At 55.0% G+C, this 23,868-nt stretch carries 21 protein-coding genes; 10 read left to right on the top strand and 11 right to left on the bottom strand.

Annotated elements, in window-relative coordinates; all coding sequences use genetic code 11:
- Positions 1-29 precede the first annotated feature (29 nt).
- Complete coding sequence (gene sgrR, locus R0140_RS22920) at positions 30-1,685, bottom strand: HTH-type transcriptional regulator SgrR (protein WP_317703905.1); 1,656 nt, start codon at positions 1,683-1,685, stop codon at positions 30-32.
- Between the two features lie 87 nt (positions 1,686-1,772).
- Between sgrR and sgrT the strand changes: the two genes are divergently transcribed.
- Both sgrT and R0140_RS22910 read left to right on the top strand, forming a co-directional pair.
- Entirely contained in the window at positions 1,773-1,925 is a 153-nt protein-coding gene (gene sgrT / locus R0140_RS22915; protein WP_012542866.1) for a glucose uptake inhibitor SgrT, read from the top strand.
- Positions 1,926-2,196: 271 nt separating this feature from the next.
- Positions 2,197-3,381 carry a sugar efflux transporter gene (locus tag R0140_RS22910; protein WP_008807453.1) on the top strand — a complete coding sequence of 395 codons (1,185 nt, stop codon included), beginning with the start codon at positions 2,197-2,199 and terminating at the stop codon, positions 3,379-3,381.
- A 44-nt stretch (positions 3,382-3,425) separates the two neighbouring features.
- Here the strand turns inward: R0140_RS22910 and R0140_RS22905 are convergent, their stop codons facing one another.
- Positions 3,426-4,736 (bottom strand): MFS transporter, encoded by a 1,311-nt coding sequence (locus R0140_RS22905; protein WP_012542864.1) that lies wholly within the window; start codon positions 4,734-4,736, stop codon positions 3,426-3,428.
- A gap of 231 nt (positions 4,737-4,967) precedes the next feature.
- On the opposite strand from R0140_RS22905, the gene R0140_RS22900 reads away from it, so the two are divergent.
- Positions 4,968-5,864 carry a LysR family transcriptional regulator gene (locus tag R0140_RS22900; RefSeq protein WP_012542863.1) on the top strand — a complete coding sequence of 299 codons (897 nt, stop codon included), beginning with the start codon at positions 4,968-4,970 and terminating at the stop codon, positions 5,862-5,864.
- A gap of 37 nt (positions 5,865-5,901) precedes the next feature.
- Here the strand turns inward: R0140_RS22900 and aroD are convergent, their stop codons facing one another.
- The 9 genes from aroD to leuL all read right to left on the bottom strand — a co-directional run bounded on the left by aroD (position 5,902) and on the right by leuL (position 16,082).
- Entirely contained in the window at positions 5,902-6,657 is a 756-nt protein-coding gene (gene aroD / locus R0140_RS22895) for a type I 3-dehydroquinate dehydratase (protein ID WP_012968942.1), read from the bottom strand.
- 30 nt (positions 6,658-6,687) lie between these two features.
- A complete protein-coding gene (locus R0140_RS22890) occupies positions 6,688-7,902 on the bottom strand; it encodes an MFS transporter (protein ID WP_012542861.1) in 1,215 nt (404 codons plus the stop codon).
- A gap of 10 nt (positions 7,903-7,912) precedes the next feature.
- Positions 7,913-8,776, bottom strand: a complete 864-nt coding sequence (locus R0140_RS22885) for a shikimate dehydrogenase (RefSeq protein ID WP_008807448.1) — start codon at positions 8,774-8,776, stop codon at positions 7,913-7,915.
- 11 nt (positions 8,777-8,787) lie between these two features.
- Positions 8,788-10,821, bottom strand: coding sequence for an oxidoreductase (locus R0140_RS22880; protein ID WP_016160290.1), 2,034 nt, complete (start codon positions 10,819-10,821; stop codon positions 8,788-8,790).
- A 397-nt stretch (positions 10,822-11,218) separates the two neighbouring features.
- Complete coding sequence (gene leuD, locus R0140_RS22875; RefSeq protein ID WP_008807446.1) at positions 11,219-11,824, bottom strand: 3-isopropylmalate dehydratase small subunit; 606 nt, start codon at positions 11,822-11,824, stop codon at positions 11,219-11,221.
- 10 nt (positions 11,825-11,834) lie between these two features.
- Positions 11,835-13,235, bottom strand: coding sequence for a 3-isopropylmalate dehydratase large subunit (gene leuC, locus R0140_RS22870; protein WP_008807445.1), 1,401 nt, complete (start codon positions 13,233-13,235; stop codon positions 11,835-11,837).
- A 2-nt stretch (positions 13,236-13,237) separates the two neighbouring features.
- The gene (gene leuB, locus R0140_RS22865) at positions 13,238-14,329 is read right to left on the bottom strand and encodes a 3-isopropylmalate dehydrogenase (protein ID WP_008807444.1); all 1,092 of its coding nucleotides are present in this window, start codon (positions 14,327-14,329) and stop codon (positions 13,238-13,240) included.
- Complete coding sequence (gene leuA / locus R0140_RS22860; protein WP_032736661.1) at positions 14,329-15,900, bottom strand: 2-isopropylmalate synthase; 1,572 nt, start codon at positions 15,898-15,900, stop codon at positions 14,329-14,331. Before leuA ends, leuB begins: the two co-directional genes overlap by 1 nt.
- 95 nt (positions 15,901-15,995) lie before the next feature.
- Complete coding sequence (leuL, locus tag R0140_RS22855; RefSeq protein WP_004222662.1) at positions 15,996-16,082, bottom strand: leu operon leader peptide; 87 nt, start codon at positions 16,080-16,082, stop codon at positions 15,996-15,998.
- A 612-nt stretch (positions 16,083-16,694) separates the two neighbouring features.
- On the opposite strand from leuL, the gene leuO reads away from it, so the two are divergent.
- From leuO to ftsL, 7 genes are all read left to right on the top strand, one after another.
- A complete protein-coding gene (leuO, locus tag R0140_RS22850; protein ID WP_072121929.1) occupies positions 16,695-17,663 on the top strand; it encodes a transcriptional regulator LeuO in 969 nt (322 codons plus the stop codon).
- A gap of 394 nt (positions 17,664-18,057) precedes the next feature.
- Complete coding sequence (ilvI, locus tag R0140_RS22845) at positions 18,058-19,782, top strand: acetolactate synthase 3 large subunit (RefSeq protein ID WP_008807441.1); 1,725 nt, start codon at positions 18,058-18,060, stop codon at positions 19,780-19,782.
- Positions 19,783-19,784: 2 nt separating this feature from the next.
- Positions 19,785-20,276 (top strand): acetolactate synthase small subunit, encoded by a 492-nt coding sequence (gene ilvN, locus R0140_RS22840; RefSeq protein WP_002888536.1) that lies wholly within the window; start codon positions 19,785-19,787, stop codon positions 20,274-20,276.
- A gap of 180 nt (positions 20,277-20,456) precedes the next feature.
- A complete protein-coding gene (gene cra / locus R0140_RS22835) occupies positions 20,457-21,461 on the top strand; it encodes a catabolite repressor/activator (protein ID WP_004145952.1) in 1,005 nt (334 codons plus the stop codon).
- A 640-nt stretch (positions 21,462-22,101) separates the two neighbouring features.
- Positions 22,102-22,560, top strand: coding sequence for a division/cell wall cluster transcriptional repressor MraZ (mraZ, locus tag R0140_RS22830; RefSeq protein WP_012542858.1), 459 nt, complete (start codon positions 22,102-22,104; stop codon positions 22,558-22,560).
- A 2-nt stretch (positions 22,561-22,562) separates the two neighbouring features.
- Positions 22,563-23,504, top strand: coding sequence for a 16S rRNA (cytosine(1402)-N(4))-methyltransferase RsmH (gene rsmH, locus R0140_RS22825; protein ID WP_023297066.1), 942 nt, complete (start codon positions 22,563-22,565; stop codon positions 23,502-23,504).
- The gene (gene ftsL / locus R0140_RS22820) at positions 23,501-23,866 is read left to right on the top strand and encodes a cell division protein FtsL (RefSeq protein WP_002888550.1); all 366 of its coding nucleotides are present in this window, start codon (positions 23,501-23,503) and stop codon (positions 23,864-23,866) included. The genes rsmH and ftsL overlap by 4 nt, the downstream gene beginning before the upstream one ends.
- Positions 23,867-23,868: the final 2 nt, after the last annotated feature.

The following is a 23,868-nucleotide window of genomic DNA, read 5'->3' as shown; positions in this document are numbered from 1 at the left end:
TAATGATTTTGTCAGATGACGGAAAGCGCTTACGGCTCCGGCGGCGCAAACCACGCGGATTTAAAGTCGAACCAGCCGAGGGTGTTCATCCGTACGCCGCGCATACTGCGCTGCCCCTGAATCATCAGCCAGTGGTGGATCAGCGGCACGATATGTTGCCCGGCCAGCAGCCGCTGGCTCCAGGTGGCCGGATTAAACTCTCCCGCGCGCCAGCGGCAGGCGTCTGCCTGCCAGTCAATGGGGATGCAGCGCTGAATGAGCGGGACTTCGTACAGATAGGCGAAGAGTGAGAATTCGATCGGTAAGGTGAAGTTAACGCTGTTGAGCCAGATATCGCTGACCACCTCGCCGCGATGCCAGGCATCATACTCCAGCTCCTGGATCTCCAGTTTTACCTGATGCGCTGCCAGCAGGTCGCGCATAATCCCGCCGATCACCCGATGTTCGACGTGATCGCGGTAATAGGTGAGGGTGACGGTCTCCAGCCCCGCCGGCTTCTCGCAGGCGTGGTTGCTGGCGTGATGCCAGCGCGGCAGCAGGCCGTAGGCGGGAAACCAGTTGCCCTGGTAGTGTTCGCCCGCATGGTAGAGCAGGTTGGCGGGCTGAAACAGATAGCTTAACCAGCGACGCACCGCGTCGTTGGCCCCCAGCGGGCTTCGCGAGTCGAACAGCAGGTAATAGCAGCCCTCTTCCAGGCGACTCTCCACCGCTTTTTCGCTTTCGGTATTGCCCTGCAGCGTCAGGCCGCCATTGGGCTCTTCACTAATTTCCGGCAGCACCCAGACGTTCACCTCATCGATCAGCGCCCGGTAGCCAAAATAGTCTTCAAAGGCATGGATCTTGAGCTGGTTCTGATTGTTACGCACCACGGCATAAGGGCCGGTTCCGACCGGCATGGAGGAAAAGTGGTTCATGGTCTGCCACTCCTGCGGCAGCGCCATCGCCGGCACCTGACCCAGCAGCCAGGGCAGCCAGCGGTCGGGCTGGCGCAGATGAATATCCAGGGTCCAGGCGGTGGGCGATTCGATGCGTTCGATATGTGAATAGAGCGGCAGGGCATTGCTGCGCTGCAGAGAGGCGATCACATCCGCCATCTCCAGCTCACGGCCGTGGTGAAAATGGATGCCCGGGCGGAGGAAAAAGCGCCAGTGGGTGGGGGTCAGCTGCTGCCAGTGGTGGGCAATATCGGCTTCCAGTTCCCCATTTTCCTCATTTACCCGCGTCAGGGCGCTGAATATTTGCCGGGCAATATGCGTTTCCGAACGCCGCAGCGCACTGCCGGGCAGTAAATTCTTCATCGGACGGTAGTAGAGCACGCGCAGGATATGGCGTCCCTGGCGGAAGCTGCGGCCAAGATGAGAGATCAGCATCTGGCGGACAGCGGCCTTATCGCCGACCAGCTGCACCAGCTGATCGATGCGATCCTGCTCGAGGAGATCTTCGGCACGCTGCTGCTGCAGGGCGAGACCGGTATAGAGAAAGGTCAGCCGCGAACGCTTGCCGCGACCTGCCTCCGCCTCCCAGGCCAGCCAACCGCGGGACTCCATCATATTGAGCAGGGTGCGCATATGGCGACGCGAGCAGCTCAGCATTTCCGCCAGCTCGTTGAGGGTGGTCTCCTGCGACTTGCCGTCGCAGCACTGCCATAAGCGGATGAACTGTTGTTGCAGACGGCTGGAAGACATAAAAGGGGAACTCCTGCGCAAAACTCAGCAATTTATTACTCCCCATATTAAGCCAATAATGAATCCCGATGAAGCGAGGAGGTGAATATGATGAGGTCTACCGCAAAATCGTTCTACCAGCGCTATTTTTCTGCGACGCAGGATGCGTCCTGGCTGGCCCGCCTGATGGCAGGACGACAACAGGAAATCCTGGGAGAACTGATGCAGTGGGGAGTGACGTCAAAGGCCTCTGATCATTGACTTGCAGACATCATGTGTGACTGAGTATTGGTGTTATACTCGTCGTTTTTCACGCTGCAGGGGCGTTGGCCGCGACCGCTCGTTTCGCTGTCGATGCGCTCAGGGCCTGACGTTCTGGCCACGCTCACCCTTTCAGGGCCAGCACAAGCGCTGTGCAAAACGGTTAACCGTTTTGTCCTGCAACATGAAACCCATAGAGTATAGAATCACCCGCCAGCAGAAATCCTCTGCTGGCTTTTTTCGTTTACTTCGCGTGTGTTAAGGACATTCCATGCTGTGGTTGATGACGATGGGACGACGGCTAAACGGCGTGTATGCCGCCTTTATGCTGGTTGCTTTTATGATGGGCGTGGCGGGCGCGTTGCAGGCGCCGACCTTGAGTTTGTTTCTCAGCCGCGAAGTAGGGGCGCAGCCGTTCTGGGTGGGCCTGTTCTACACGGTAAATGCCATTGCCGGGATCCTGGTGAGTCTGGCGTTGGCTAAGCGCTCTGATAGCCGCGGCGATCGGCGGCGGTTAATTATGCTCTGCTGCCTGATGGCGGTGGGCAATGCGCTGCTGTTTGCCTTCAACCGTCACTACCTGACGTTAATTACCTGCGGGGTGATGCTGGCGTCCATCGCCAATGCCGCCATGCCGCAGCTCTTCGCCCTGGCCCGGGAGTATGCCGACAGCTCGGCGCGGGAAGTGGTGATGTTCAGCTCGATCATGCGCGCCCAGCTGTCGCTGGCGTGGGTGATTGGCCCGCCGCTGGCCTTTATGCTGGCCCTCAATTATGGCTTTACCACCATGTTTTCCATTGCGGCGGGCATCTTTGTGATTAGTCTGGCGCTGATTGCCATTAAACTGCCCTCGGTCCCGCGGGTGGAACAGCCTTCGGAAGAGGCGGCGGCGCTGGTGCAGGCCGGCGGCTGGCAGGATAAGAACGTGCGCATGCTGTTTATCGCCTCCACGCTGATGTGGACCTGCAACACGATGTATATCATTGATATGCCGCTGTGGATCAGTAACGATCTCGGTCTTCCCGACAGCCTTGCCGGGATCCTGATGGGCACCGCCGCCGGACTGGAAATACCGGCGATGATCCTCGCCGGTTACTACGTGAAGCGCTTTGGTAAACGTAAAATGATGGTGGCGGCGGTCGCGGCCGGTGTGCTGTTTTATGCCGGGTTGATTCTGTTTCATGGCCGTACGGCGCTGCTGGCCCTGCAGCTATTTAACGCGGTCTTTATCGGTATTATCGCCGGGATCGGTATGCTGTGGTTCCAGGACTTAATGCCGGGTCGGGCGGGGGCGGCGACCACCCTGTTCACCAACAGTATTTCCACCGGCGTGATCCTCGCCGGCGTGATGCAGGGGGCGCTGTCGCAAAGTTATGGCCACGCCAGCGTCTACTGGACAATCGCCGCGATTTCGCTGGTGACACTGTTTTTGACCAGCAGGGTGAAGGATATCTGACAATCTGCCTTGCCCCGGCGAGCCGCGTCGCCGGGGCAAGCTGACTACTCCAGGACGATACGCTTGATATCGCCGATGATAAAAATGTAGGCAATCACGCCGATCAGCGCCGTCAGGCCGACATAGATCAGCGCGTAAAAGAAATTACCCGTTGCGGAGATAATCACGCCAATTATCAGTGGCGCAATAATAGATGCCATATTGGCGCAAAAGTTAAATATGCCGCCGGTGAGGCCTGCCATATTTTCCGGGGCAATATCAGAAATTAAGGTCCAGCCCAGACCGACCATCCCCTGGCCAAAAAATGCCACCGACATAATAATGATAACGGTGCTGTTAGCGCTTACCCAGTTCGCCGCAATAATACAGCTGGACAGTAGTAAACCGGAAATTATTGGTAACTTTCGACTGATGTTGACGGAGCCGGTTCGCTTCAGCAACCGGTCCGAGATCCAGCCGCCGAAGAGGATGCCGATCGCGGCGGCGAGGAAGGGCCAGGTGGCGAAAAATCCGACGTGAAGCCAGGGAAGATGGCGCTCGTTGGCAAGATAGCTGGGAAACCACGTCAGGAAAAACACCAGCGTGGTGTTCCCGGCGAACTGGCCCAGACTGGCGCCTACGATCTGACGACAGCCCAGCAGACGCCTGGCGTCACGCCAGTTAAATGGAACGTTCTGGATTTTATTGTTAATGTTGTTTGCGCCGATGTAATCCAATTCTGCTTTATTAGCCGTGCGTGATTCATGCGGTTCGTGATAAAAACGCCACCACACCAACGTAAATAAAATACCTAATCCGCCGGTGAGAAAAAACAGCGTTCTCCAGCCATGGTGTTCGAGGATTAAAAATAACAGCGGCGAGAAAGCGGCCAGCCCTATATATTCGCCAACTGTATATGTTGCCGTCGCCCGCGCGCGCTCATGCTGGGGAAACCAGGTGCTGACGATGCGGCTGTTGGCCGGAAAGCAGGGCGCTTCGCTGACGCCAAGCCCCAGGCGCAGGAGGAGCAGGGTTTTCAGCCCGAGGGTAAAACTTTGCAGCAGAGTAAACAGCGACCAGAAGAAAATAGACAGGGCATAGGTGAGCTTGTTACCAAAACGGTCTAAAAATACCCCGCCAGGGATCTGCGCCAGCGCATAGGTCCAGGCAAAGGCGGAGAAAATGATGCCCATCATCGCTGGATCGATATGAATTTCCTGGGTTAATTGTGGGGCGACAATACCCAGGATGGTGCGATCGAGATAATTGATCATCGTTCCGACGGACAACAGCAGTAAAATAACTATCCGAACGCGGCTTCTTTTTTTCGTCCCCGATGAGGAAGTGAGGACTTCCTGAGAGTTTGACATACTCATAGCGAGTTCCTTTAAAGTTTAAAATATTTTTGCATATATTCGCACATGCAAAAACATCTCCAGGAACTATAGATAGTATCTATGAATGGCAACGCTTTGTTGCACATTCATACGCTTCACAAAAGAATATTTGATGTAACGCCGATATTTACCCGCTCCCGCACATTATTGGTGGCTTGCATGGTATATTAGCGTCAGTGCATTTATTCTTATATTATACGGGCAAAAATAATGAACCTAAAGCAACTTTATTATTTTAAACGTCTGTCTGAAACCGAACATTACACCGAAGCCGCCTCCAGTCTGTGCATCACCCAGCCCTCGCTAAGCCATGCGATATCGGAGCTGGAGAAGGAGTTAGGGGTCGCGCTGTTCGCCAGACAGGGACGGAACGTTAAAATTACGCAAAACGGCAAGCGTTTTTTGCCGTATGTCGAAGATGCGCTGGCCTCGCTGGAGAATGGCCGGATGACATTACAAAAAAATGGCGCCGAGAATAAAGAGAATATTCGCATCGCCTTTATTTACACGATGGGCGAATATGTTGTTCCGCAGTTAATTAATCAATATTCTCTTTCACCTGAATGTCACAACGTTACTTTTTCTTTTACTCAGGGGACATCGCTGACCCTATTGCAGGAGCTGAAAGCTGGCAAAGTCGATCTGGCGATTTGCTCTTATATTGCGGATGAGCCGGATATCGATTTTATTCCTGTTATTCAGCAGGAGCTGGTGGTGGTCACGGCGAAGGATCATCCGTTGGCCCGCCTGTATGAACATGAGGTCGATCTGGTAGAGACGATTCATTATCCCTATATCTATTTTTCAGAGAATAGCGGTTTACGTCCGTTTATCGATAATGTGTTTATGCAGCAAAAGCTGGTGCCGGAGATCGCCTGCTACGTGGATGAGGATACCGCGATGGCCGGGCTGGTCAGTATTGACTATGGGATCGCGATTATGCCGCGGATCTCCGCGCTCTCCTATTACAACGTTCACATCCTGAAGATTAAAAACACCATCCCCCCACGCTATATCTATCTGGCGACAATGAAAGATCGGTTACTTTCCCCGGCGCTACAGTCATTTAAAAATGTGGTTATCCACGACAGCCAGAATCTCTGTTAGTGGATGGCCCGGAGATCGCCTCCGGGCCATTCGGGCATCAGGAGAGAATATCCATCACTTCACGTAGTTTGGCGATGGCGATCTGTCCTGGCGCAGAAGCCTGTCCTACGGTACCGAAGGTCATCGCCGAGCCGAATAAGCGCCCGGTAACCCGGCTAACGCCACCGGATTTGCCCATCGACATGGTAATCAGCGGGCGAGTGGCATATTTTTCTTTCATGGTCAGCGTAGCGGCAAGCAAGGTCAGAACGTCCTGCGGCGACTGCGGCATCACCGCGATCTTCGGCAGGTCGGCGCCCAGATCCTGCATGCGGCGCAGGCGATAGATAATATCTTCCTGAGCGGGAGTCTTGTGGAAATCATGGTTACTCATGATCACCTTGACGCCCGCGGCATGCGCATCGTCAACCAGCGCGCGGATCTGCGCTTCATCATTGAATAGCTCGATATCGATAACATCAACCAGTCCGCTGCGCGCGGCTTCGCGATTGAGCGCGAAGTACGCTTCGTCGCTGATCTCGGTTTCGCCACCTTCTTTCTTGCTGCGGAAGGTGAACAGCAGCGGGAGCGCTTTCAGCGCGCCACGGATTTCCGCCAGCGCGGCCATCACCTGGGTCATGTCTCTGACCTGGGTAAAGTGGTCAACGCGCCATTCGATAATATCGGCGCCGGCATCGACCAGACCATGGGCGTTACCCAGTATCTCATCGAGGGTTTTGCCGATCAGCGGTACACAAATGAGGGTTTCCCCTTCCTGAAAGGTGATGTTCTTTACGGTTACTGCATTTGTCATGTAGGTATCCATTATTGTTCGCGTTGAACCTCAGGCGGTGACTGCGGTGCGGGACACTTTTTGCGCCGCCCGAGCCTGCAGTTGACGATAGCCGATGTACAGGGCGATCACAAAGCCGATCACGGCGATTGCAAAATCAAACCACATAATGCTGGCAATACTGATCTGCGAAAGCTTTGCGGTGATCAGCGGGATCGTGAAGCTGGCGATACTGCCGGCGGTGTAGAAGATCCCGGTTGCTTTACCTTTTCCGTTCGGGAAACTCATCGCCATGATTGTTGCTCCCAACTGCAGTACCCCGCCGGCGGCGGCAAAGCCGATGATAAAGGCGAAGCCGGTGACCATCATCGGCGTCGGGAACAGGCACACCAGCAGCAGCGAAATCATCGACAGGCCAGTATAGATGATCATGGCGATGGCCGAGCTGAACACCTCTTTGACGAAGGCGGCGGTCACGAAGACGCAGACCAGCGAACCGACGGTATAGATGCTAAGCAGTTTAATCGCCGAGGCGTAGGGCAGACCGACCACGAATTGACCGTACTGCGCCAGCCACTGGCTGACCAGATAGAAGGTTGCCATGCCAATGTAGCCGTACAGGGTGAAGATCACCATATCCAGCTTATTAGCCTGCGGCCGGGCAGTTGCTTCCGCCTGCGCCGTAGGGGCCTCCTCTTTTTTCGCCGACTGGCTATCCGGGAATGGCATTTTGAGCAGGTAGATGCCGCTCAGGACAAACAGTCCCGCCGCAATGACGAACGACCAGCCGAACCACAGATTCGCCCAGATCAGGAAGCTGATAATGAACGGCAGCAGGAACTGCCCGGCGGAAACGAAGGCTTTGATCAGCACGTTGGCCCGGCTGGCGGAGTGCGGGAAAGACTCCATTAGCGCCGGATAGGTTCCGGAGTCGAGGAAGCTATTCGCCAGGCCCGCCATAATGCCGAAGACGTAGGCCAGATAGATATTTTTAGTCAGCAGGATGCCGACGAAGAAGATCAGATAGCTGAGGATCCCCAGATAAATAAAAGGCTTACGGCCAAAGCGATCCGACAAAAAGCCGGTCACAATGGTCGCCAGCTTGCCGATACCTAACGAGGAGATAACGATGGATACGCCAGCAGCGTCTGTTCCCCACTGTTCCTGAAGATGGGCCATGTTGAGGGTGATTAAGAGCACCCCCATGCCGTGAATCAGGTAGTTGAGATACAGCCCTGCCGCAGTAGGGATGTATTTATTTTTCATCATTCGCCTCTTAGAACAGAATGCTCTTGATGTAATCAACCGGCATCTGTTTACCCGTCCAGATTTCGAACGCGCGCGCGCCTTGCCACAGCATCATCCCCAGACCGTTCAGGGTGCGGCAGCCTTTTTTCTCCGCCACTTCCAGCAGGTGGGTTTTACGCGGGTTGTAGACGACGTCAGAGACGATCAGATCCGGGCGCAGGAAGCTGTCGTTCGGCAGCAACATTTGGCCTTCGAACGGCTTCATGCCAACGCCGGTGGCATTGGTCAGGATCACGCTGCTGTCGATTTCGGCGCGCAGCTTGTCATGATCGTCGAGATCGAACAGATGGATCTCGCAGTTGGTGTTGTTGCGGATCTTAGCTACCGTTTCTTCGGCGTTGGCGAAGAATTTATCGCGGCGGTTAAAGATGGAGATCGCCTTCACGCCATCCAGAGCCGCCTGGACGCAGAGCGCGGTCGCCGCGCCGCCGGCGCCGAGGACGGTCATCTTCTTGCCGATGATATCGATACCCGCTTCGCTAAGGGCGCGCATATAGCCGGTGCCGTCGGTGATATGTCCGGTCAGTACGCCATCGTCGTTGACCACGGTGTTGACCGCCCCGACCAGCTGCGCCGCCGGCGACAGCTTATCGAGATACTGGCAAATTTCGGTTTTGTTCGGCATAGAGACATTAAAGCCGCGCAGCTTCATTGCCCGAAAGCCCTGCACAACGTCCTTCAGCTCCTGATTACCGACTTCAAAAGCCAGATAAACATAGTCCAGCCCGAGATGGGCGAAAGCCTCGTTATGCATGGTGGGTGACATGCTGTGGCGAATCGGGGTGGCGATCAGGCCAATCAGCTCAGTGTGTCCAGTAATACGTTCTGCCATGACAAAAATCCTCAATAAGTTAGAAAGGGAATTCGTTGTGCTTCGCGACTGCCCAGCGCACCCATGTCTTCCAGGGTATCCAGCACGTTGCGGCCTTCGCGGATGCCGTCGATAATGCGCCGCGCCATCAGGCTGTCGCCGATATTCATGATTTTGACGTTATTGGCATTGGCCCAGCGCTCGATCTCGTCGAGACCCGTCCGGTTGGCGCGCATCCCCAGGCAGACAAAGCCGTAGTCAAAGGGGATATCGAAGGTTTGCTGTGTATTTTTCACCCGGAAATGGTCGGCAGCGACTGCCATCAGTTGGGTATTCATGTGCTGTTCGACCTGGTGCTCGTCGAGCATGGTCAACATGGCATTTTTGGTAATGATGTCGAGGTCGCGACCGGCGGCGTCCTGCATTTCGATTAATACCGCCTGCGCGCCGCGCGCCGTAAAGTATTCGATAACGTCGAGGCCAACGGCGCCTGCGCCGACGACGGCGATACGTTTACCCTCGATATCGGTAAATTTCGCCAGGTTGTCGATCATGCCGGTAATGGAAAAGACTTTGCCGTCCGCGGTATCAATGTTTTCCCGCAAGCCCTCAATGGGCGGCAGCAGCGGCGTTGAGCCGGTGGCGTTGACAATCAGATGCGGATGTAGGGCGGAAACTGAGGCCACGTCGGCACATTTGCCGACCTGCAGCATCAGGTTGTCCAGCGAGGCGATGCGATTTTTCATAAACTGCGGGAAATCAGCGATGCGTTTTTTCTCCGGCAGGCGGGAGATTTCGCTGGCGAGGCCGCCGACGTGGTTTTTCGCCTCCAGCAGCCAGGTATGGCAACCGACTTCCGCCGCCGTGCAGGCGGCTTCCATCCCGGCGGTGCCAGCGCCGATGACCACCACGTTCGTTTCGCGACTGACGCGGCGCATTTTGTAGGCATCGCCGTGGATGATGTCCGGGTTAATCGAACAGCGCAGCGGGCGCGAGCGGGCGATACGATGGTCAGCGCAACCGATATTGCAGGAGATGCATTTGCGCATCAGGCGCTCTTTACCGCCTTGCACCTTCTGCACCCACTCCGGCTCGGCAATCAGGCCGCGGCCAATGGCAATAAGGTCGGCATCGCCGCTGGCGAGAATATCCTCGGCCACCTGTGGTGAGCGAATATTGCCGGCGATGACCGTGGGCTTATGGAATTTATCGCGCACCGCGCGGGAGAGGTAGCGCTTCCAGCCATCCTCCAGCGACATCTGGTCGATTTGCAGATTCAGGTTGTCATTCTGCGCCGCAGAGACGTTGATGATATCGACCTTATCCTGGCAGAGTTCAAGGATGCGCAGGGAATCTTCGAGGGTATTGCCCCCCTTGAGGAAGTCGTCGGCGCTGATGCGCAGGCTGACCGGAAAACGCGGCCCCACGCAGGCGCGCACTTTATCGATAATCAGACTTAATATCCGGGTGCGATTTTCGACGCTGCCGCCAAATTCATCGGTGCGTTTGTTAAATAACGGCGATAAAAACTGGCTAATTAAATAGGAATGACCGGCATGAATTTCGACGCTGTCAAAACCCGCACGACGAACGCGCTCCGCGGCATCACCAAACTTTTCAACGGCATGATAAATTTCCTCATGCGTCATTGGGCGTGGAATATTTCCGTGCTTTTTCGAGGGCGTCGTGGAGGAAGAGAGTGGCGTCTGACCGTCAAGGCGGTAGGCGTACGCCGAAGCGCCGGCATGATTTAACTGAATGGATACGCAGGCGCCATGTTTATGCAGGGTCTCGGTTAATTTAAACAGTCGCGGAATATATTGATCGTTATCGATGCGTAACTGCGTGGTGCCGTTGGAAGCAAAGGGAAAATCAATACAGATGTTTTCGATGGTGATAAGTCCGGTGCCGCCTTTGGCCCGCAGTTCATAGTATTCCAGCTGTTCCTGCGAGACCTCGCCGTTGAGCGTGGCCATATTGGTGCCCATAGGGGGCATGATAATGCGGTTTTTTAGCGTCATGCCGTTGATGGTCAACGGACTGAAAAGGTGCGGATAGTGGCTCATCTCTTCTCTCCACAGGAGGCCGGGAGGCCGATATGCGGGGGCCCGGGCGTGTCCTTAGTTAATATTTCTCTGTGGGCAAAGATAGCGAGGGGAAAAATCGAAAAATAATGTTTTTTTTTGTTCTGAGCTATAGGGGTTCTCTATGAGATTAACGCTTCTTTCACATTCTTATATTTTTATATTAAACACTCGTGCCTTATTTTTACTTGCAGTGAAGGGATAATACATAAACAACGAAGAGGAAGAGAAGGAAAGCGGAATGATTCTTCTTTATGGTGTGGGGCAGGGTGGGGTCAAGGCCTGACAATCAGCGAATCAATATTGGTTTTTGTGCGTGAGATCGCAATTTCCGCCGCGATAAAATTAAAAAGCCCGGTCAAATGACCGGGCCCGAAGGTTAATTCATAAACGCCGGCAGCTTGCGTTCATAGTCGGAAATCGCCTCTCCGTGCTGCAGCGTCAGGCCGATGCTATCCAGGCCGTTGAGCATACAGTGGCGGCGGAAGTCGTCGATCTTAAAGCTGTAGGTTTTATCCCCAGCTTTAACCACCTGCGCTTCCAGATCCACTTCAAACGTCATGCCCGGGTTGGCCTGCACCAGCTTGAACAGCTCGTCGACCTGCTCGTCGCTCAGGGTCACCGGCAGCAGCTGGTTATTGAAGCTGTTGCCGTAAAAGATATCGGCAAAGCTTGGCGCAATCACGACCTTAAAGCCGTAATCGGTCAACGCCCACGGCGCGTGCTCGCGCGAGGAGCCGCAGCCGAAGTTTTCACGTGCCAGCAGGATTGACGCCCCTTTGTATTGCGGGAAATTCAGCACAAAATCCGGGTTCGGCTGCTGGCCTTTATCGTCGAGAAAGCGCCAGTCGTTAAACAGGTGGGCGCCGAAGCCGGTGCGAGTCACTTTCTGCAAAAACTGCTTGGGAATAATCGCGTCGGTATCGACGTTTGCAGCATCCAGCGGAACCACCAGGCCGGTATGTTGGGTAAATTTCTCTGCCATGATGGTCTCCTTACTTCAGATTACGGATATCGGCGAAATGACCGGTAACAGCTGCCGCTGCGGCCATTGCCGGGCTCACCAGGTGCGTGCGTCCGCCGCGGCCCTGACGGCCTTCAAAATTACGGTTGCTGGTGGAGGCACAGCGCTCGCCCGGATTCAGGCGGTCATTGTTCATTGCCAGACACATCGAGCAACCCGGTAAGCGCCACTCAAAGCCGGCTTCGATGAAGATCTTATCCAGGCCTTCCGCTTCCGCCTGCGCTTTCACCGGACCGGAACCCGGCACCACCAGCGCCTGGACACCCGGCGCCACTTTACGCCCTTTAGCGATTTCCGCCGCGGCGCGTAAATCTTCGATTCGCGAGTTGGTGCAGGAGCCGATAAACACTTTATCGATAGCCACATCCGTCAGCGGGATCCCGGATTTCAGGCCCATGTAGGCCAGCGCTTTTTCGGCGCTGGCGCGTTCCACTGGATCGCTGAATGACGCCGGATCGGGGATATTATCCGTCACTGAGATCACCTGGCCCGGGTTGGTGCCCCAGGTCACCTGCGGGGCAATCTCCGCCGCCTGCAGCGTCACCACGGTATCAAACGTCGCGCCATCGTCGGTTTTCAGGGTTTTCCAGTACGCGACGGCATCGTCAAAATCTTTGCCTTTCGGCGCATGCAGACGGCCGCGTACGTAATTGAAGGTGGTTTCGTCCGGCGCGACCAGGCCCGCTTTGGCGCCCATCTCGATCGCCATGTTGCACAGGGTCATACGCCCTTCCATGCTCAGATCGCGGATCGCTTCGCCGCAGAACTCAACCACATGGCCGGTGCCGCCGGCGCTACCGGTTTTACCAATGATGGCCAGCACGATATCTTTGGCGGTAATGCCCGGCGCCGCTTTGCCTTGCACGTCGATTTTCATGGTCTTCGCGCGGCCCTGTTTCAGGGTCTGGGTCGCCAGCACATGCTCCACTTCGGAGGTGCCGATACCGAACGCCAGGGCCCCGAACGCGCCGTGGGTGGCGGTATGGGAGTCACCGCAAACAATGGTCATCCCCGGCAGGGTGACGCCCTGCTCCGGGCCCATGACGTGGACGATACCCTGGTATGGGTGATTTAAGTCATACAGCTCAACGCCAAACTCTTTACAGTTCTTAATCAGCTCCTGCATCTGGATACGGGCCATCTCGCCGGACGCGTTGATATCTTTGGTCTGCGTCGAGACGTTGTGATCCATGGTCGCGAAGGTTTTACCCGGCTGGCGCACCTGGCGGCCATGCGCGCGCAGGCCGTCAAACGCCTGCGGGGAGGTCACTTCGTGCACCAGATGGCGGTCGATGTACAGCAGCGGGGTTTCGTTCTGCGCCTCATACACTACGTGCGCATCAAATAATTTTTCGTATAACGTCTTCGCCATGATTACACCCCTTCTGCGACATAGCGGGCAATGATATCGCCCATTTCATCAGTACTGACCGCCGCCGTTCCGCGCGCCAGGTCGCCAGTACGAACCCCTTCCTCTAAGGCACGGTTGATGGCGCTTTCAATGGCGGTCGCCGCTTCGTCAGCGTCGAGGCTGTAGCGCAGCAGCAGGGCCAGAGAGAGGATCTGCGCGATCGGGTTAGCGATATTTTTGCCCGCGATGTCCGGCGCCGAGCCGCCCGCTGGTTCATACAGGCCAAAACCTTGCTCGTTGAGGCTGGCGGACGGCAACATGCCCATAGAGCCGGTGATCATCGCGCACTCGTCGGAGAGGATGTCGCCAAACAGGTTGGAGCACAGCAGCACGTCGAACTGGGACGGATCTTTAATCAGTTGCATGGTGGCGTTATCGATATACATATGCGCCAGCTCAACGTCCGGATACTCCTTGCCGATCTCGGTGACGATTTCGCGCCACAGAATGGACGACTGCAGGACGTTGGCCTTATCGATGGAGGTCACTTTGTGACGACGCTTACGAGCGGATTCAAAAGCGATGCGCGCGATACGTTCGATTTCAAAGCGGTGATACACCTCGGTATCAAAGGCTTTCTCATGCTGACCGCTGCCTTCGCGGCCTTTTGGCTGGCCGAAGTAGATGCCGCCGGTCAGTTCGCGAACGCAGAGAATGTCGAAGCCGTTGGCAGCGATGTCGGCGCGCAGCGGGCAGAACTCCTCCAGCCCCTGGTACAGTTTGGCCGGACGCAGGTTGCTGAACAGTTTGAAGTGCTTACGCAGCGGCAGCAGCGCACCGCGCTCTGGCTGCTCGGCGGGCGGCAGGTGTTCCCATTTCGGACCACCGACGGAGCCGAACAGGATCGCATCCGCCTGTTCGCATCCGGCGACGGTCGCCTGCGGCAGGGGAGTCCCCTGACGGTCAATAGCCGCCCCACCGACGTCATACTGGCTGGTGGTAATGTGCATGGCAAAACGTTGGCGCACGGCTTCCAGTACTTTCATCGCCTGGTTCATCACTTCCGGGCCAATGCCATCACCCGGCAAAACGGCAATATGGTAATTCTTCGACATTACACGGTTTCCTTATTGTTCTCTTTATTCTGAGCTTTGCGTTGCAATTCTTTTTCGACTTCGGCGGCGCGCCAGATGTTGTTCAGCACGTGAACCATGGCTTTTGCTGACGACTCAACGATATCTGTGGCCAGACCAACCCCGTGGAAACGGCGGCCGTTGTAGTCAACGACGATATCCACCTGGCCCAGGGCGTCTTTGCCGTGGCCTTTCGCACTTAAGCCATACTTCACTAAATCAATGTTGTAGTTTGTCACGCGGTTAATAGCCTGGTAGATGGCGTCGACCGGACCGTTGCCATTAGCGGCTTCGGTTTTGATTTCATCCCCGCAGACCAGCTTGATTGAAGCAGTGGCGATATCGCTGGAGCCAGACTGGACGCTGAAGTAGTCCAGGCGGAAATGCTCCGGCTCTTCCTGCTGCTTGTTGATAAACGCCAGCGCTTCCAGATCGTAATCGAAGACCTGGCCTTTTTTGTCCGCCAGCTTCAGGAACGCGTCGTACAGATGATCCAGGTTGTAATCGCTCTCCTGGTAACCCATCTCTTCCATCCGGTGTTTCACCGCCGCGCGACCGGAGCGGGAAGTCAGGTTCAGCTGTACCTGGTTCAGGCCGATGGATTCCGGGGTCATGATTTCGTAGTTTTCGCGGTTCTTCAGTACGCCGTCCTGGTGGATGCCGGAGGAGTGGGCGAAGGCGCCGGTGCCGACGATGGCTTTGTTGGCCGGGATCGGCATGTTGCAGATCTGGCTGACGGTCTGGCTGGTGCGCCAGATTTCATGATGATTAATGTTGGTGTGCACGTTCATGATGTCTTTGCGCACTTTGATCGCCATGATCACTTCTTCCAGCGCGCAGTTGCCAGCGCGTTCGCCGATACCGTTCATCGCGCCTTCTACCTGGCGCGCACCGGCGTGGACCGCGGCGAGGGCGTTACCGACGGCGATGCCCAGGTCATCATGGGTGTGGACGGAAATAATCGCTTTGTCGATATTCGGCACGCGATCATACAGGCCGCTGATAATGTTGGCGTATTCGAACGGCATGGTGTAGCCGACGGTGTCCGGGATATTAATGGTGGTGGCGCCAGCGTTGATCGCCGCTTCGACGACGCGAGCCAGATCGGCAATCGGCGTGCGGCCGGCGTCTTCACAGGAGAATTCGACATCGTCAGTGTAGTTGCGCGCCCGCTTCACCATATATACCGCGCGCTCAATCACTTCATCCAGCGTGCTGCGCAGTTTGGTGGCGATATGCATCGGCGAGGTCGCAATAAAGGTATGGATGCGGAAAGCTTCGGCTACCTTTAAGGATTCCGCTGCCACGTCAATATCTTTCTCAACGCAGCGCGCCAGAGCGCAAACACGACTGTTTTTGATGGTGCGCGCGATACTTTGCACCGATTCAAAATCGCCCGGGGAAGAGACCGGGAAACCGACTTCCATTACGTCGACCCCCATACGCTCAAGGGCCAGAGCGATCTGCAGCTTCTCTTTGACACTCAGGCTTGCCTGTAACGCTTGTTCGCCATCACGTAAGGTCGTATCGAAAATAATGACTTGCTGGCTCATGGTTTGGATCCTTAGTCTGTGTCCTGGCGCCTTGTTGACGAGCATAAAAAAACCCGCGCCAAGGCGCGGGTTTTATAGTCTTGCTGGAAGATGACTTAACGCTGAACGTCGCCCAACAGCCTACCGCGCAAATGGCATGCGTTTAGTAGTAGTAGGCTGGTGATACGAGCGGTGCGAATCATTGCGTCAAACTCCAGATGAAATCGTTATGCTTTTAGAGTTACTGGATAGCCGTTTTAAAGTCAACCCCTGGCACGGAAAAAGCGTTATTGGCTCACGATGTGAATTAGCAAATTGTGCTGATGTAAGCCCCGTTTTGCCGAAGATCCTATTTTGGACAAAGGGAGGCGCGTCCTGAATTGTTTCATTTGAAAAAGTGCTTTGCATTCAACGCATCGCTCACGATGTGCCATGAACGAGGCGGCAAAAAAAGCTATCTGAATGAAAATATTATATTTATTTTCCTTATGAATGTATTTGCCCATTAGCGGATTATTTTTCAATGATAAGCAGTTGTTAATTTTATGAGGTTAAAAATAAAATACTTTATTATTGCTTAAGTTACAGTTAACTAGTGGTGTTGTTTTTATTTTTACGGATTATGGTTACACTCACCATCATTAAGTAACCGGTATGGTTTGAGCGGTTCATTTTCCTGGTAGTCCCGCTTTTTCACTGCCACTCATAGCCTTGATATATTCCTAAAAATCTCCTTTGCTATTTTGCAAATGTCATTTGCATGATAAATGATATTTTCGACGCTAATTATAGTGGTTTAGTAAAGGGAATTCATCGTGACGGCGGAATTAGATATGTTAATTGACACTCCAGAATATAAATCAGCCCCCGGACAGGAAGTCGTTAAACCTCAACTACGGATGGTTGATCTCAATCTGCTCACCGTTTTTGATGCGGTTATGCAAGAGCAGAATATCACCCGTGCCGCCCATACGCTCGGCATGTCTCAACCCGCGGTGAGTAACGCGGTTTCACGTCTGAAAGTGATGTTTAATGATGAGCTGTTTGTGCGCTATGGCCGCGGTATTCAGCCGACGGCGCGGGCCTATCAGCTTTTTGGTTCTGTGCGCCAGGCGCTGCAGCTGGTCCAAAACGAATTGCCGGGCTCCGGTTTTGAACCGCTAAGCAGTGAGCGCGTTTTCCATCTGTGCGTCTGCAGCCCGCTGGATAACATCCTGACGTCGGTTATTTTTAATAAAGTTGCGGAGATCGCACCCAATATTCATTTGGTCTTTAAATCCGCGCTGAATCAAAATACGGAACATCAGTTACGTTATCAGGAAACGGAATTTGTGATCGGTTATGAAGAGTTCCGTCGCCCTGAGTTTGCCTGCGTCCCGTTATTCAAAGACGAAATGGTTTTGGTGGCCAGTCGCAACCACCCCCGTATTTCCGGGCCGGTGATGGAGGCGGATATTTATCGTGAGGAGCATGCTACGGTGGCTCTCGATCGGTATGCCTCATTCAGTTTACCGTGGTATGACACGGCCGATAAACAGGCGCGTATCGCCTATCAGGGTAATGCGATGGTCAGCGTATTAAACGTGGTATCGCAAACCCAGATGGTGGCGATTGCCCCGCGCTGGCTGGCCAATGAGTTTGCCGATAAATTAGCCCTGCAAATATTACCTTTGCCGTTGAAGGTTAACAGCCGGACCTGCTATCTCTCGTGGCATGAAGCGGCTGGCCGCGATAAAGGCCATCAGTGGATGGAAGAGCTGCTGGTGGATATTTGCAAGCGCTGAGCCGATGGCAACGAGGATAAAAGGAGCTTCGGCTCCTTTTTTTATATGATGTAAATTCGATAATGCAGAATTTTGTTCTGTTTGACCTGTTCGAGGCATTCGTTGGGTTCGTGAAAAATGGATCAATTCCTGCTATCACGCCTTTTCTCCGAGTATTTACCATTCCCTTTTCTTATCTCTGAAGCAATCCACCATATTTTCACTTCTCCGCTTTCTTTTCTTCTTATTAAGGGGATAACACATCCCCTGCGGCGAATTGCCTGCCTGCTGGCGAGCAGTTATGGTAGTGGCATGCAGTCCATTCACCTCAGTGCGGAGGGTCTCTCCTCCGCATCGTGCGAGCGCGCGGAAATTGAGTTCCGCTGTCGTAAAACAATAAGCCTGGAGGCAAACCATGGAGATGTTGTCAGGAGCCGAGATGGTCGTCCAATCGCTTGTCGATCAGGGCGTCAAGCAAGTATTCGGCTATCCCGGAGGCGCAGTCCTCGATATCTATGATGCGTTACATACCCTTGGCGGTATCGATCATGTGCTGGTTCGCCACGAGCAGGCGGCAGTGCATATGGCGGATGGCCTGGCGCGGGCGACCGGCGAGGTTGGCGTCGTGCTGGTCACCTCTGGACCAGGGGCGACGAACGCCATCACCGGTATCGCGACGGCCTATATGGATTCCATTCCGCTGGTGATCCTCTCCGGGCAGGTGGCGACATCGCTGATCGGCTACGATGCCTTCCAGGAGTGCGACATGGTGGGGATTTCCCGTCCGGTGGTGAAGCACAGTTTCCTGGTGAAGCAGACCGAAGATATTCCCGGTGTCCTGAAGAAAGCCTTCTGGCTGGCGGCCAGCGGTCGCCCCGGACCGGTGGTGGTCGATCTACCGAAAGATATTCTCAATCCGGCGAAAAAGCTGCCGTACGCCTGGCCGGAGGCGGTGAGTATGCGTTCGTATAACCCGACCACCAGCGGTCATAAGGGACAGATTAAACGCGCCCTGCAGACCCTGGTGGCGGCGAGTAAGCCGGTCGTTTACGTCGGCGGCGGGGCGATCAATGCGCATTGCGAACCCCAGCTGCGTGAGCTGGTGGAAAAGCTGAAGCTGCCGGTTGCTTCCTCCCTGATGGGGCTTGGCGCTTTCCCGGCGACGCACCCGCAGGCGCTGGGGATGCTGGGTATGCACGGCACCTATGAAGCCAACATGACCATGCACCATTCGGACGTCATTTTCGCCGTCGGCGTCCGCTTTGACGATCGGACCACCAACAATCTGGCCAAGTACTGTCCGAACGCGACGGTGCTGCATATTGATATCGATCCGACCTCGATCTCGAAAACCGTGCCGGCAGATGTGCCGATCGTCGGCGATGCCCGGCTGGTACTGGAGCAGATGCTGGAGCTACTGGACCAGGAAGAGACGCAGCAGCCGCTGGACGACATTCGCGACTGGTGGCAACAGATCGAGCAGTGGCGTGCCCGCCATTGTCTGCGCTACGACGACCAGAGCGATAAAATCAAACCGCAGGCGGTGATTGAAACTATCTGGCGGTTGACCCAGGGCGATGCCTACGTCACTTCCGATGTGGGCCAGCACCAGATGTTCGCCGCCCTTTATTACCCCTTCGACAAACCACGGCGCTGGATTAACTCCGGTGGTCTCGGCACCATGGGCTTTGGCCTACCGGCTGCGCTGGGGGTCAAAATGGCTCTGCCGGACGAAATGGTGGTCTGCGTGACCGGTGACGGCAGTATCCAGATGAACATTCAGGAACTCTCTACTGCGCTGCAGTATGAGTTACCGGTCCTGGTGCTTAACCTCAACAACCGCTATCTCGGGATGGTGAAGCAGTGGCAGGATATGCTCTATTCCGGGCGCCACTCCCAGTCCTATATGGAATCGCTGCCGGACTTTGTGCGTCTGGCGGAAGCCTATGGTCACGTCGGGATCCGCATCAGCGAGCCGCAGGAGCTGGAGTCAAAGCTTGCTGAAGCGCTGGAGCAGGTGCGTCAGCGCCGGCTGGTGTTTGTCGATGTCACCGTCGACGGCAGTGAGCATGTGTACCCCATGCAGATCCGCGGCGGCGGCATGGATGAGATGTGGTTGAGCAAAACGGAGAGGACCTGATTATGCGCCGGATATTATCGGTATTACTGGAAAACGAATCGGGCGCATTGTCCCGCGTTATCGGCCTCTTTTCCCAGCGTGGCTATAATATAGAAAGCCTGACTGTGGCACCGACGGACGACCCTACGCTCTCCAGAATGACCATCCAGACCGTGGGCGATGAAAAAGCGATCGAGCAGATTGAAAAGCAGCTGCACAAGCTGGTGGATGTGCTGCGGGTCAGCGAATTGGGGCAGGGGGCCCATGTCGAACGCGAAATCATGCTGGTGAAGGTTCAGGCCAGCGGCTATGGCCGTGAAGAAGTGAAACGCAACACCGAAATCTTTCGCGGACAGATTATCGATGTGACGCCTTCTATCTATACCGTTCAGCTCGCCGGAACCAGTGATAAGCTTGATGCTTTCCTGGCTTCGCTGCGCGATGTCGCTCGGATCGTGGAAGTGGCTCGCTCCGGTGTGGTCGGCCTGTCTCGCGGTGATAAAATCATGCGCTGAGGATCGGGAACTGATGCAAAAATAGCCCGGCAGCGACTGTCGGGCTTTTTTTTTGCGAAATCAGTAGGAACTGTAAGCGAAAGCGGTTGCTGCGCTAACTATTCTGCGCTTAGATGTTATAAAAAGGGTTCCATACCTGAATAATGGTTATGTTTGGCACTTCTTACCCAAGGGGCAATTGTGAAACTGGATGAAATCGCCCGGCTGGCCGGTGTTTCAAGAACCACCGCGAGCTATGTGATTAATGGCAAAGCGAAGCAGTACCGCGTAAGCGATAAAACGGTCGAAAAGGTGATGGCTGTGGTGCGGGAGCATAACTATCATCCGAATGCGGTCGCCGCTGGCCTGCGTGCAGGACGCACACGATCTATCGGTCTGGTGATCCCGGATCTCGAAAATACCAGCTATACCCGCATTGCAAATTATCTCGAACGTCAGGCGCGTCAGCGTGGCTATCAGCTGCTGATTGCCTGTTCTGAGGATCAACCCGATAACGAGATGCGCTGCATTGAGCATCTGCTGCAGCGCCAGGTGGACGCTATCATTGTCTCTACCTCGCTGCCGCCGGAGCACCCTTTCTATCAACGCTGGGCTAACGATCCATTTCCGATTGTCGCGCTTGACCGCGCCCTTGACCGCGAGCATTTCACCAGTGTGGTCGGCGCTGATCAGGATGACGCTGAAATGCTCGCTGCCGAGCTGCGGACCTTCCCTGGCGAAACGGTACTTTATCTCGGCGCGCTGCCGGAACTGTCGGTGAGCTTCCTGCGCGAGCAGGGCTTCCGCAAAGCCTGGCAGGACGATCCGCGCGAGGTGCATTATCTCTATGCCAACAGCTATGAGCGCGAAGCGGCGGCTCAGCTGTTTGAGAAATGGCTTGAAACCCATCCGATGCCTCAGGCGCTGTTTACTACCTCTTTCCCGTTGCTGCAGGGCGTGATGGATGTGACGCTGCGCCGTGAGGGCAAACTGCCCTCCGAGCTGGCGATCGCCACCTTCGGCGATAATGAGCTGCTCGATTTTCTGCAGTGCCCGGTGCTGGCGGTGGCTCAGCGCCATCGCGATGTCGCTGAGCGGGTGCTGGAGATCGTCCTCGCCAGCCTCGATGAACCGCGTAAGCCAAAGCCGGGCCTGAGCCGTATTCGCCGTAATCTCTATCGTCGCGGTAGCCTGAATCGCCGCTAAGCGCGCAATATCGCCAGAGCCCAGGAATATTCCTGGCGGGCCTGCCGGAAAGCAGGCCTTTGGCGATTAATCAGGCAATTGACGTCCAAAATGCAAAACTGAATATATTTCAGACAAATCCCTAAACTTCTTTACGTGTTATTTTGTTTAATTCGCTGGCAATCGTTTTGTTACTCAAAACGGGACACAAAAAATGATTGCGCAGGCTTTAATTGTATTATTTTGTTACATTCACCAGGTTAATTGCTGAATTAACACTCATTTTGTACGCCCCAGCCTTTCTCTTCTGCCCTATCCCGCGTCTGGTCCGCCCCTCAGCCAGCAACAGGTACTGTTAACGACCGGCATAATGGCCTAAAATGCCGCTCGCGTCGCAAACTGACACTTTATATTTTCCCGCCGAAGATATTTTGTTGTTTATAACTGTTACGAGTTTGTTGGTTATTTTCTTACACGTATTCATAACGTTAATTTGCCTCGCCTGTTGATGATTTTTTCATCAGGGCTAATGTCGGCTGTAAATAATGGGTTTTTGAGCTCTGTTGGCATCCGTGCTGGCTTGACAAGCTTTTCCTCCGCTCCGTAAACTCCTTCTGGTGGGAATTTGTGGGATAAAGTGGCGAAAAGGGGTGAGGCTGGCATGTTCCGTGGAGCAACGTTGGTCAATCTCGACAGCAAAGGCCGCCTGGCCGTGCCAACGCGCTATCGCGATGGGCTGATCGAGGACGCTGCCGGTCAATTGGTATGCACCATTGACATTCATCACCCGTGCCTGCTGCTTTATCCATTGCCTGAATGGGAAATCATCGAGCAGAAATTGTCGCGTTTATCGAGCATGAATCCCGTTGAGCGGCGCGTACAGCGTTTGCTTCTGGGTCATGCCAGCGAATGTCAGATGGATAATGCCGGACGATTGCTCATCGCGCCGGTGTTACGGCAGCATGCCGGGCTGACAAAAGAAGTGATGCTGGTCGGGCAGTTTAATAAGTTTGAACTGTGGGATGAAACGACCTGGTATCAACGGGTCAAGGAAGATATCGACGCTGAGCAGTCCGCGACCGGTGAACTGTCGGAGCGCCTGCAGGATTTGTCCTTATAAAAATGATGGAAAATTATAAACATACTACGGTACTTCTGGATGAAGCCGTCAACGGCCTCAATATTCGTCCAGACGGTATCTATATCGATGGTACTTTTGGCCGCGGTGGTCACTCGCGCCTGATCCTCTCCCGGCTGGGAGCGGAAGGACGCTTGCTGGCAATCGATCGCGATCCACAGGCGATTGCCGTCGCGAAAACCATCGATGATCCCCGCTTTTCCATCGTACATGGTCCTTTTTCACAGCTCGCTGACTACGTCGACGAGCGTGATCTTACCGGTAAGATCGACGGCATTCTGCTCGATCTCGGCGTCTCTTCCCCGCAGCTTGACGATGCGGAACGCGGCTTTTCCTTTATGCGCGACGGGCCGCTGGACATGCGCATGGATCCGACGCGCGGTCAGTCCGCGGCCGAGTGGCTGCAGACGGCAGAAGAAGCCGATATCGCCTGGGTGATTAAAACCTTCGGCGAAGAGCGTTTCGGTAAACGTATCGCCCGCGCGATCGTCGAACGTAACCGTATTGAACCGATGACCCGCACCAAAGAGCTGGCGGAGGTCATTGCTGCGGCGATGCCGGTAAAAGATAAGCATAAACATCCCGCGACCCGTACCTTCCAGGCGGTGCGCATATGGGTAAACAGTGAACTGGAGGAGATAGAGCAGGCGCTAAAAAGCTCGCTCAGCGTGCTGGCCCCGGGTGGGCGGCTATCGATCATTAGTTTTCATTCGCTGGAAGATCGCATTGTGAAGCGCTTTATGCGTGAACAAAGCCGCGGTCCGCAGGTTCCGGCGGGAATACCGATGACCGAAGCGCAGCTCAAAAAACTGGGCGGCCGTGAGTTACGAGCACTAGGCAAGTTGATGCCGGGCGAAGAAGAGGTGGCAGAGAATCCACGTGCCCGTAGTTCAGTGCTGCGTATTGCAGAGAGGACGAACGCATGATCGGCAGAGTGACAGAGGCCTTAAGCAAGGTTAAAGGGTCGATTGGAAGCAACGAGCGCCATGCTTTGCCTGGCGTGATCGGGGACGACCTTCTGCGGTTTGGGAAACTGCCACTCTGCCTGTTCATTTGCATCATTATTACGGCGATTACCGTGGTCACCACCGCGCACCATACGCGCCTGCTGACCGCGCAGCGTGAACAACTGGTTCTGGAACGCGACGCCCTGGATATCGAGTGGCGCAACCTGATCCTCGAAGAGAACGCGCTCGGCGATCACAGTCGGGTTGAGCGGATCGCGACCGAGAAGTTGCAGATGCAGCACGTCGATCCATCACAAGAAAATATCGTTGTACAGAAATAAGG

This window comes from Klebsiella sp. w6 (assembly GCF_033100215.1).
GTDB lineage: Bacteria > Pseudomonadota > Gammaproteobacteria > Enterobacterales > Enterobacteriaceae > Klebsiella > Klebsiella variicola.
The sequence above is the reverse complement of the archived record's forward strand: the minus strand, read 5'-3'. Positions and strand labels throughout refer to the sequence as shown.

What these genes read in the sequence shown, in the direction of transcription:
- sgrR (WP_317703905.1), bottom strand. Translation starts at nt 1,685, where the DNA reads ATGTCTTCCAGCCGTCTGCAACAACAGTTCATCCGCTTATGGCAGTGC.
- sgrT (WP_012542866.1), top strand. Translation starts at nt 1,773, where the DNA reads ATGATGAGGTCTACCGCAAAATCGTTCTACCAGCGCTATTTTTCTGCG.
- R0140_RS22910 (WP_008807453.1), top strand. Translation starts at nt 2,197, where the DNA reads ATGCTGTGGTTGATGACGATGGGACGACGGCTAAACGGCGTGTATGCC.
- R0140_RS22905 (WP_012542864.1), bottom strand. Translation starts at nt 4,736, where the DNA reads ATGAGTATGTCAAACTCTCAGGAAGTCCTCACTTCCTCATCGGGGACG.
- R0140_RS22900 (WP_012542863.1), top strand. Translation starts at nt 4,968, where the DNA reads ATGAACCTAAAGCAACTTTATTATTTTAAACGTCTGTCTGAAACCGAA.
- aroD (WP_012968942.1), bottom strand. Translation starts at nt 6,657, where the DNA reads ATGACAAATGCAGTAACCGTAAAGAACATCACCTTTCAGGAAGGGGAA.
- R0140_RS22890 (WP_012542861.1), bottom strand. Translation starts at nt 7,902, where the DNA reads ATGAAAAATAAATACATCCCTACTGCGGCAGGGCTGTATCTCAACTAC.
- R0140_RS22885 (WP_008807448.1), bottom strand. Translation starts at nt 8,776, where the DNA reads ATGGCAGAACGTATTACTGGACACACTGAGCTGATTGGCCTGATCGCC.
- R0140_RS22880 (WP_016160290.1), bottom strand. Translation starts at nt 10,821, where the DNA reads ATGAGCCACTATCCGCACCTTTTCAGTCCGTTGACCATCAACGGCATG.
- leuD (WP_008807446.1), bottom strand. Translation starts at nt 11,824, where the DNA reads ATGGCAGAGAAATTTACCCAACATACCGGCCTGGTGGTTCCGCTGGAT.
- leuC (WP_008807445.1), bottom strand. Translation starts at nt 13,235, where the DNA reads ATGGCGAAGACGTTATACGAAAAATTATTTGATGCGCACGTAGTGTAT.
- leuB (WP_008807444.1), bottom strand. Translation starts at nt 14,329, where the DNA reads ATGTCGAAGAATTACCATATTGCCGTTTTGCCGGGTGATGGCATTGGC.
- leuA (WP_032736661.1), bottom strand. Translation starts at nt 15,900, where the DNA reads ATGAGCCAGCAAGTCATTATTTTCGATACGACCTTACGTGATGGCGAA.
- leuL (WP_004222662.1), bottom strand. Translation starts at nt 16,082, where the DNA reads ATGATTCGCACCGCTCGTATCACCAGCCTACTACTACTAAACGCATGC.
- ilvI (WP_008807441.1), top strand. Translation starts at nt 18,058, where the DNA reads ATGGAGATGTTGTCAGGAGCCGAGATGGTCGTCCAATCGCTTGTCGAT.
- ilvN (WP_002888536.1), top strand. Translation starts at nt 19,785, where the DNA reads ATGCGCCGGATATTATCGGTATTACTGGAAAACGAATCGGGCGCATTG.
- mraZ (WP_012542858.1), top strand. Translation starts at nt 22,102, where the DNA reads ATGTTCCGTGGAGCAACGTTGGTCAATCTCGACAGCAAAGGCCGCCTG.
- rsmH (WP_023297066.1), top strand. Translation starts at nt 22,563, where the DNA reads ATGATGGAAAATTATAAACATACTACGGTACTTCTGGATGAAGCCGTC.
- ftsL (WP_002888550.1), top strand. Translation starts at nt 23,501, where the DNA reads ATGATCGGCAGAGTGACAGAGGCCTTAAGCAAGGTTAAAGGGTCGATT.